The 6,801-nt window shown below is 74.0% G+C and carries 7 protein-coding genes and 3 tRNA genes; 3 read left to right on the top strand and 7 right to left on the bottom strand.

Annotated elements, in window-relative coordinates; all coding sequences use genetic code 11:
* The 4 genes from AB0O29_RS09375 to AB0O29_RS09360 form a co-directional block, all read right to left on the bottom strand.
* Nucleotides 1-1,944 (bottom strand): DEAD/DEAH box helicase (locus AB0O29_RS09375; protein WP_365148560.1); only part of this gene is annotated, 1,944 nt, incomplete at its 3' end.
* Between the two features lie 1,008 nt (nucleotides 1,945-2,952).
* On the bottom strand, nucleotides 2,953-3,327 hold the full coding sequence (locus tag AB0O29_RS09370) for a CrcB family protein (protein WP_365148557.1): 375 nt from the start codon (nucleotides 3,325-3,327) through the stop codon (nucleotides 2,953-2,955).
* Complete coding sequence (locus tag AB0O29_RS09365; RefSeq protein ID WP_365148554.1) at nucleotides 3,324-3,803, bottom strand: CrcB family protein; 480 nt, start codon at nucleotides 3,801-3,803, stop codon at nucleotides 3,324-3,326. Before AB0O29_RS09365 ends, AB0O29_RS09370 begins: the two co-directional genes overlap by 4 nt.
* Nucleotides 3,800-4,150 (bottom strand): metallopeptidase family protein, encoded by a 351-nt coding sequence (locus AB0O29_RS09360; RefSeq protein ID WP_045946535.1) that lies wholly within the window; start codon nucleotides 4,148-4,150, stop codon nucleotides 3,800-3,802. The genes AB0O29_RS09365 and AB0O29_RS09360 overlap by 4 nt, the downstream gene beginning before the upstream one ends.
* 125 nt (nucleotides 4,151-4,275) lie before the next feature.
* Between AB0O29_RS09360 and AB0O29_RS09355 the strand changes: the two genes are divergently transcribed.
* From AB0O29_RS09355 to AB0O29_RS09345, 3 genes are all read left to right on the top strand, one after another.
* Nucleotides 4,276-4,348, top strand: a tRNA-Glu gene (locus AB0O29_RS09355).
* A 39-nt stretch (nucleotides 4,349-4,387) separates the two neighbouring features.
* Nucleotides 4,388-4,461, top strand: a tRNA-Asp gene (locus tag AB0O29_RS09350).
* A 22-nt stretch (nucleotides 4,462-4,483) separates the two neighbouring features.
* Nucleotides 4,484-4,557, top strand: a tRNA-Phe gene (locus tag AB0O29_RS09345).
* 40 nt (nucleotides 4,558-4,597) lie between these two features.
* On the opposite strand, the gene AB0O29_RS09340 is transcribed toward AB0O29_RS09345, so the two are convergent.
* The 3 genes from AB0O29_RS09340 to AB0O29_RS09330 are packed head-to-tail and all read right to left on the bottom strand — an operon-like array spanning nucleotide 4,598 to nucleotide 6,799.
* Nucleotides 4,598-5,434, bottom strand: coding sequence for a cytochrome c biogenesis CcdA family protein (locus AB0O29_RS09340; RefSeq protein ID WP_365148551.1), 837 nt, complete (start codon nucleotides 5,432-5,434; stop codon nucleotides 4,598-4,600).
* Complete coding sequence (locus AB0O29_RS09335; protein WP_365148548.1) at nucleotides 5,431-6,171, bottom strand: thioredoxin domain-containing protein; 741 nt, start codon at nucleotides 6,169-6,171, stop codon at nucleotides 5,431-5,433. Before AB0O29_RS09335 ends, AB0O29_RS09340 begins: the two co-directional genes overlap by 4 nt.
* 49 nt (nucleotides 6,172-6,220) lie before the next feature.
* A complete protein-coding gene (locus AB0O29_RS09330; protein WP_365148545.1) occupies nucleotides 6,221-6,799 on the bottom strand; it encodes a hypothetical protein in 579 nt (192 codons plus the stop codon).
* Nucleotides 6,800-6,801 lie beyond the last annotated feature (2 nt).

Here is a 6,801-nt window from a genome sequence, read left to right as displayed (position 1 = left end):
GTCGTCACGGTTGAAGCCACCCGACGGACGGTCGTCACGACGGAAACCACCCGACGGACGGTCGTCACGGCGGAAACCACCGGAGGGACGGTCGTCACGGCGGAAGCCGCCACGGTCGCCACCACGGTCGTCACGGTTGAAGCCACCCGACGGACGGTCGTCACGACGGAAACCACCCGACGGACGGTCGTCACGGCGGAAACCACCGGAGGGACGGTCGTCGCGACGGAAGCCGCCACGGTCGCCACCACGGTCACCGCGGTCGTCACGGCGGTTGTCGCGGCGCTCGTAGTTGCCCCGCTCGTCGCGGCGCTCGGTGTTGCGCTGCTCCTGGGCGGCGGCCTGCGCGGCCTGCTCGGCCACGACGGCGGCCAGCTCGGCCTCGGCGGCCTCGACGACCTCGGCGACGGCGGCCTCCGGGTCCTCACCGCGCTCGCGGGCGGAGCGGGCGACCAGGCGGTCGGCCTCCTCGCGGAGCTCGGCGGCGCGACGGGTGGCGCGCTCCAGCTGCTTGGTCAGGTCGGAGACCTCGCGCTCGGCCTGCTTGGCGGCGTTGTTCGCGGAGTCGGCCTGGACCTCGGTGAGCGAGCGCGCACCGGTGATCTCGGCGACCTCCGGGTCGAAGGCGCCGGCCCCGCCGACGATGTGGCGCGAGGCGTCGACGCCCGCGTCCTCCATCAGGCGGAAGATCTGGCGGCGCTGGTGCGGCAGGGCGAGGGAGACCACGACGCCCGACTTGCCGGCGCGGGCGGTGCGGCCCGAGCGGTGCAGGTAGTCCTTGTGGTCGCCGGCCGGGTCCACGTTGAGGACCAGGTCGATGCCGTCGACGTGGATGCCGCGGGCGGCGACGTCGGTGGCGACGAGCGCGTTGACGTAGCCGTCCTTGAAGTCGGCGAGGACGCGGGTACGGGCGCCCTGCGTCATGCCGCCGTGCAGCGCGTCGGCCTTCACACCGGCCTCGACGAGCTGCTCGGCGATGCGGTCGGCGCCCAGCTGGGTGCGGACGAAGATGATGGTGCGGCCCTTGCGGGCGGCGATGGCGGCCGTGACCGGCGCCTTGTCCTTCGGCTTCACGACGAGGACGTGGTGGGTCATGGTCGTGACGTTGCCCTGGGCGCTGTCGACCTCGTGGCTGACCGGGTTCGACAGGTAGCGCTTGACCAGGGTGCCGATCTCGTTCTCCATCGTGGCGGAGAAGAGCATGCGCTGGCCGCCGGCCGGGACCTGGTCGAGCAGCTCGGTGACCTCGGGCAGGAAGCCCAGGTCGGCCATCTGGTCGGCCTCGTCGAGGACCGCGACCTCGACGTTCTCCAGGGAGCAGGCGCCGCGGTTGATGATGTCGCGCAGACGGCCGGGGGTGGCGACGAGGATGTCGACACCGCGCTCCAGGGCGTAGATCTGGTTGCCCATGGAGGTACCGCCGCAGACGACCTTCATCTTCAGGCCGAGGACGTCGCCGTAGGGCTGGAGGGCGTCCGCGACCTGCATCGCGAGCTCGCGGGTCGGGGTGAGGATGACCGCGCGGGGCTTCTTCTTGTCGGTGAAGCCGCCGGCGAGGCGCGCCAGGGTCGGCAGACCGAAGGAGAGGGTCTTGCCGGAGCCGGTGCGGCCACGGCCGAGGATGTCCTTGCCCGCCAGGGCGTCCGGGATGGTCGCGGCCTGGATCGGGAACGGGGTGGTGACGCCGTTCTGCGCGAGCTTGCGCACGACGCCCTCGGGCAGACCGAGGTCCGCGAAGGTGACCGTGGGCTCGGCGTCGGCGGCGTCGTCCTCGTCGGAGTCGACGTCGGCGTCGGCCGTCACGTCGGCCTCAAGCGCCTCGATGATCTCGTTCGCCTCCGCGGCCTCCATGGCCTCGGTGACCACAAGGGCTTCTACGGCGTCGACGATCTCGTTGGAGTCGTTCTCGGGCATGACGGAACGGTCAGAACTGGAAATGGACATGCGAAATGCGAAACCTTCCGGAGTCTCGGCACGCGCCCAAACTCCGTGAATCGCAAATCGACCGCCTCAATGCGGTCAGCCACGGCTAGGGAGAGTACGCGCCACACGGCGCTCTTCGGATTCGGCGCCGGGCAATGGGATCAAACGATCTATAACCATACGCACCCTCCCGGGGGTCTGGCAAGTCGTTCCTGCAAAACCCCCTCCGACCTGCGACGCAGCCCCCGCCTCCGCGGGGCTCAGGCCAGGCTCGGCCCAGGCGACGCCGGGGGCGTCTCGCTCGGCGTGGGTTGCGTCACAGGAGGCGTGGTCACCCCTCCGCCGGGCGTGCCGGTCGACCCTCCGGAGCCGCCCGACCCCGATCCGCCGGCCCCACCGGCCCCGCCCGCACCACCTGACCCCGACCCGGAACCGGATCCCCCGGCTCCCGAGCCCGACCCGGAACCGGACCCCGAACCAGAACCACCCGCTCCGGAGCCCGACCCCGAGCCGCCCCCGGACGGCACCTGGCCCCCCTGCCCGCCGGCCCCGCCCCCGGGACCGGCCGACGGCGAGGGCTGGCCCGGCTTGCCCGCAGGCGCGCCGGGGCCGGGAGAGGCCCCGGTCGCCCCCGAGGCCTTGCCGGGCTCGCCGGACTTCCCGTCCTGCGGCCCCGTGCCCTCCTTCACGCCGTGCCCGTTGCCGTGGATCCCCGAACCGTGCCCGGCGGCCGCGCCCCCGGCCGGCCCGCCGGCGTCCTTGCCGCCCACCGAGGCGGCCGGCCCGGGCTTCGCGGCGTCCTCGCCGACGCTCATGCAGCCCGCCGTGGCCGCGACGGCGAGGGCGGAGACGGCCAGTCTCAGGGTGGTGGAGAGGGAGGGGGGCAACGGGCGCACGGGGGGCACCTCCTGGGCGCGGGGCGGGGTCCGCGATGAGCGGGTCAATGAGCCCAACTCCCTTTACCCCGTAAGAGACACGCCCCTTGCGCGAGTTGCGCGGACGGCCCCCCGGCCGGCGCGGGCGCCCGGCTCAGGCGAACAGCTGCCGCGCCACCTGCGAGCCCAGCGTCACGGCGCCGAGCCCGACCAGGACCGAGGCCGCCACGTTCGCCGCGGCGAGGAACCTCCAGCCGCGCTCGGCCAGCCGCAGCGTCTCGTACGAGAACGTCGAGTACGTGCTCAGCGCCCCGCACAGCCCCGTCCCCAGCAGCAGGGACACGTGCGAGGAGGCGGCCCCCGCCAGCAGGGCCCCGGAGAGCACCCCCAGCACCAGGCAGGCCCCCGCGTTGACCACGAAGGTCCCCCACGGGAAGACGGAGTCGTGCCGCGCCTGCACGAACCGGTCGGTCAGGTACCGCAGCGGCGCGCCGACGACCGCGCCCGCCACCACCAGCAGCCAGTTCACACGGCCCCCCGGCCCCGTACCGCCAGCCGGGTCAGCGAGGCCGCCGCCCACACCGCGCCCAGCGCGCCCGCCACGGTCAGCCCGGCGTACGCCAGCGCGAGCCCGGCCCGCCCGGCGTCCAGCAGGCGCGAGAAGTCCACGGCGTAGGTCGAGAAGGTGGTGAACCCGCCCAGCACCCCGGTGCCCGCGAAGGGGCGCAGCAGCGGGTGCGGTGAGCGCCGCCCGCCCTCGCCGATCAGCGCCATCAGCACGCCGATCAGCGCGCAGCCCGCGACGTTGGTCCAGAGGGTCGCCCACGGGAAGCCCGCGGAGGCGGCCGGCCACAGCAGGGCCACCCCGTAGCGCGCGGCCGCCCCCAGGGCCCCGCCGGCGGCCACCGCCGCGAGGACGCGGCCCTGCGGCTCGGCGCGCTGGGCGGGGACGTGGAGGTCGACGTCCGGGTCGATCGCCTCCGCGCCCGGGACGGGCCGGGTCACCCGTACCCCAGGGCGTGCAGCCGTTCGTCGTCGATGCCGAAGTGGTGGGCGATCTCGTGGACCACCGTCACCTCCGTCTCGGCGACCACGCTCTCCCGGTCCTCGCACATGCGCAGCGTGGGGTTGCGGTAGATCGTGATGCGGTCGGGGAGCACGCCGGCGTACCACTCGCCGCGCTCGGTGAGCGGGGTCCCCTCGTACAGGCCGAGCAGGTCGGGGTCACCGGCCGGCGGCTCGTCCTCGACGAAGACCGCCACGTTGTCCATCAGCCGCGTCAGCTCCGGGGGGATCCGGTCCAGGGCCTCTGCGACGAGCTCCTCGAACTCCTCGCGCGTCATCTCCAGCACCCGGCCATTGTCGCCCCGGCGCAGGCCGTTCCCACCGTGGGCGGGAACCGTTTTGGCGATACCTCCTCCGATCCCATATGCTTCTCACGTCCCCGACGCGCTGGAAAGTGCCCGGCGGGCCTTTAGCCCTCATCGTCTAGTGGCCCAGGACGCCGCCCTTTCAAGGCGGTAGCACGGGTTCGAATCCCGTTGGGGGTACGCAACACCATGTGCGAGACTTGTTCTCGCACAATGCAAGGACCTGTGGAGCAGTTGGTTAGCTCGCCACCCTGTCAAGGTGGAGGTCGCGGGTTCAAGTCCCGTCAGGTTCGCTGAGATCGGAAACGATCTCGTGGCTGGGTAGCTCAGTTGGTACGAGCGATCGCCTGAAAAGCGATAGGTCGCCGGTTCGACCCCGGCCCCAGCCACAAAAGGAAGGCCCCGTCTCCGGACGGGGCCTTCCGCGTTTCACTCCTCCTCGGCCCCCTCGCGGGCCGAGCGCCGCCAGCGCAGCAGCCCGAAGGCGACCGCCCCCGCGGCGATCAGCCCGAGCAGCGCCCAGTCCGGGACCGCGTCCGCGACGGCGCCCACCTTCTCCTCGACCGCGTACGAGTCGTCCACGTCCAGCAGCCCCGGCAGCGCACTGGCCCCGTCGTACAGCAGGAACAGGGCGCCCAGGGTGATGAAGAACAGCCCGGACAGCAGCGAGGTCGTGTGCAGTTCGAGCCTGCCGACCCGCAGGGCGCGGCCGCGCAGCCAGCGCCGCCGGCCCAGGTCGAAGCGCTCCCAGAGCAGGGCCAGCACGAACAGCGGTACGGCCATGCCCAGCGCGTACACCGCGAGCAGCAGGCCGCCGTAGACCGGGCTGCCGCTGACCGCCGCCACCGTCAGGACGCTGCCCAGGATCGGGCCGGCGCAGAACCCGGCCAGCCCGTAGACGGCGCCGAGCGCGTACACCGACAGGGCGGTGGTCGGGCGGATCCGCCCCGAGAGCTCGGAGAGCCGCTTCGGGGCGAAGCCGAGGCCGAGGATCTGGGCCAGGCCCAGCGCGATGATCAGCCAGCCGCCGGCCAGGACGAGCTGGTCGCGGTGGGAGTGGAAGAACCGGCCCGCGTACGAGCCGGCCGCGCCCAGCGGTACGAGGGTGGTCGCGAGGCCCGCGTAGAAGATCCCGGTGCGGGCGAGCAGCCGGGAGCGGGAGTCGATGGAGTAGGCGAAGAAGGCGGGCAGCAGCAGGGCGCTGCAGGGGCTGAGGAGGGCGAGGAGGCCACCGAGGAGGGCGGCCGCGTAGCCGATGCCGCTCACTGCCCGGCCTTCGCCTGCGCCTTGGCCCGGGCGATGGCCGTGGTGAAGGCGTCGAGGGGCTGGGCGCCGGCGATGGGCTGCCCGTTGACGAGGAAGGAGGGGGTGGACTGGACGCCGATGCGGTAGCCCTCCTCCCGGTCCCGGCTCAGGGCGGCGGAGGCCGCCTCGCCGGCCATGTCGGCCTTGAAGCGCTCCAGGTCGGGGACCCCGGCCTCACGGGCCAGCTCGATCAGTCGCTCCTCGCCGAAGCCCTTGGCCTTGGCGTCCTCGGCGTACGCGGCGGCGTGGAAGGCGGTGAAGCGGTCCTGCTGCCCGGCCGCCCAGGCGGCCTTGGCGGCGGCCTCGGACTCGGCGCCGAAGATCGGGAAGTTGCGCCACTCGATGCGCAGGGTGCCGTCCTCCACGTACTTCTTCACCAGTTCGGGCTCGGTGTCCCGGGCGAACTTGGCGCAGTAGCCGCACTTGAAGTCGGAGTACTCGATGAGGACGACGGGTGCGTCGGCGCGGCCCACGGCGAGCTTGTCGCCGGCCTCGCGGCGGGCGAGGGCCTTCAGCCCGGCGGCGGGGTCGGACCCGGGCGTGGCCTTCGCGGAGGCGGAGGCGGGGTCGGAGGCGTCGCGGTGCTTCTCCGCGGGCGCGGTGGCCTGCCAGGAGACGAGGCCGAGGGTGACGGCGGCGACGGCGACCCCGGCGGCGTACAGCAGGGGCTTGCGGGAGGTCTTGCGGGTGGTGGACATACGGGTGCTCCAGAGCGGGGTGTACGGGGGAACCGGCGGACCGGCTCCCCTACACCCGCATCACGGACAGCTCGACGGGCCCGGGCGCCGGCCGGTCGGGGCCGCGTACGGGTAGCCGTACGCACTCGGCCCGGTGCGGCCGCACCCCTTCGGGCGAGGTCCGGGCGACGGGGGCGCAGGCGTGCTCCTGCCCCGCCCGGGGCGGCACGGCGGGCGCGGACCCGGCTCCGCCGGAGTCCGGGACGCAGACGGGCCCCCGCGCGGGCACCGCCTCCGCGAAGGCCGCCTCCACGAGACCCGCCCGCGCACCGGGACCGGCCTGCGCGGCCGCCGCGGGAGCGGCCTGAGCCTGCGCCGCGTGGCCGGGCTGGGCCTGCGCCGTCGAAGCCGCCTGGGCCTCCGTCGCGTGGCCGGCCTGAGCCTGCGCCGCGTGGCCGGGCTGGGCCTGCGCCGCCGAAGCCGCCTGAGCCTGCGCCGCGTAGCCGGCCTGGGCCCGCGGCCCGGGGTTCTGGTCCGCCGTGGCGCGGAGCGGCCCGGCCGGGGCGAGGGCCAGGGCTAGGCCCAGCACCCCCGCCAGCAGCGCGGACACGGCGGCGGCCCACGGGTACGCGTGAGGACGGCAGGACAAAG

The organism is Streptomyces sp. NPDC089915 (genome assembly GCF_040684675.1).
In the GTDB taxonomy this organism is placed as follows: Bacteria; Actinomycetota; Actinomycetes; order Streptomycetales; family Streptomycetaceae; genus Streptomyces.
Note: the sequence above shows the minus strand (reverse complement) of the source record. Positions and strands in the feature narration are given on the sequence as shown.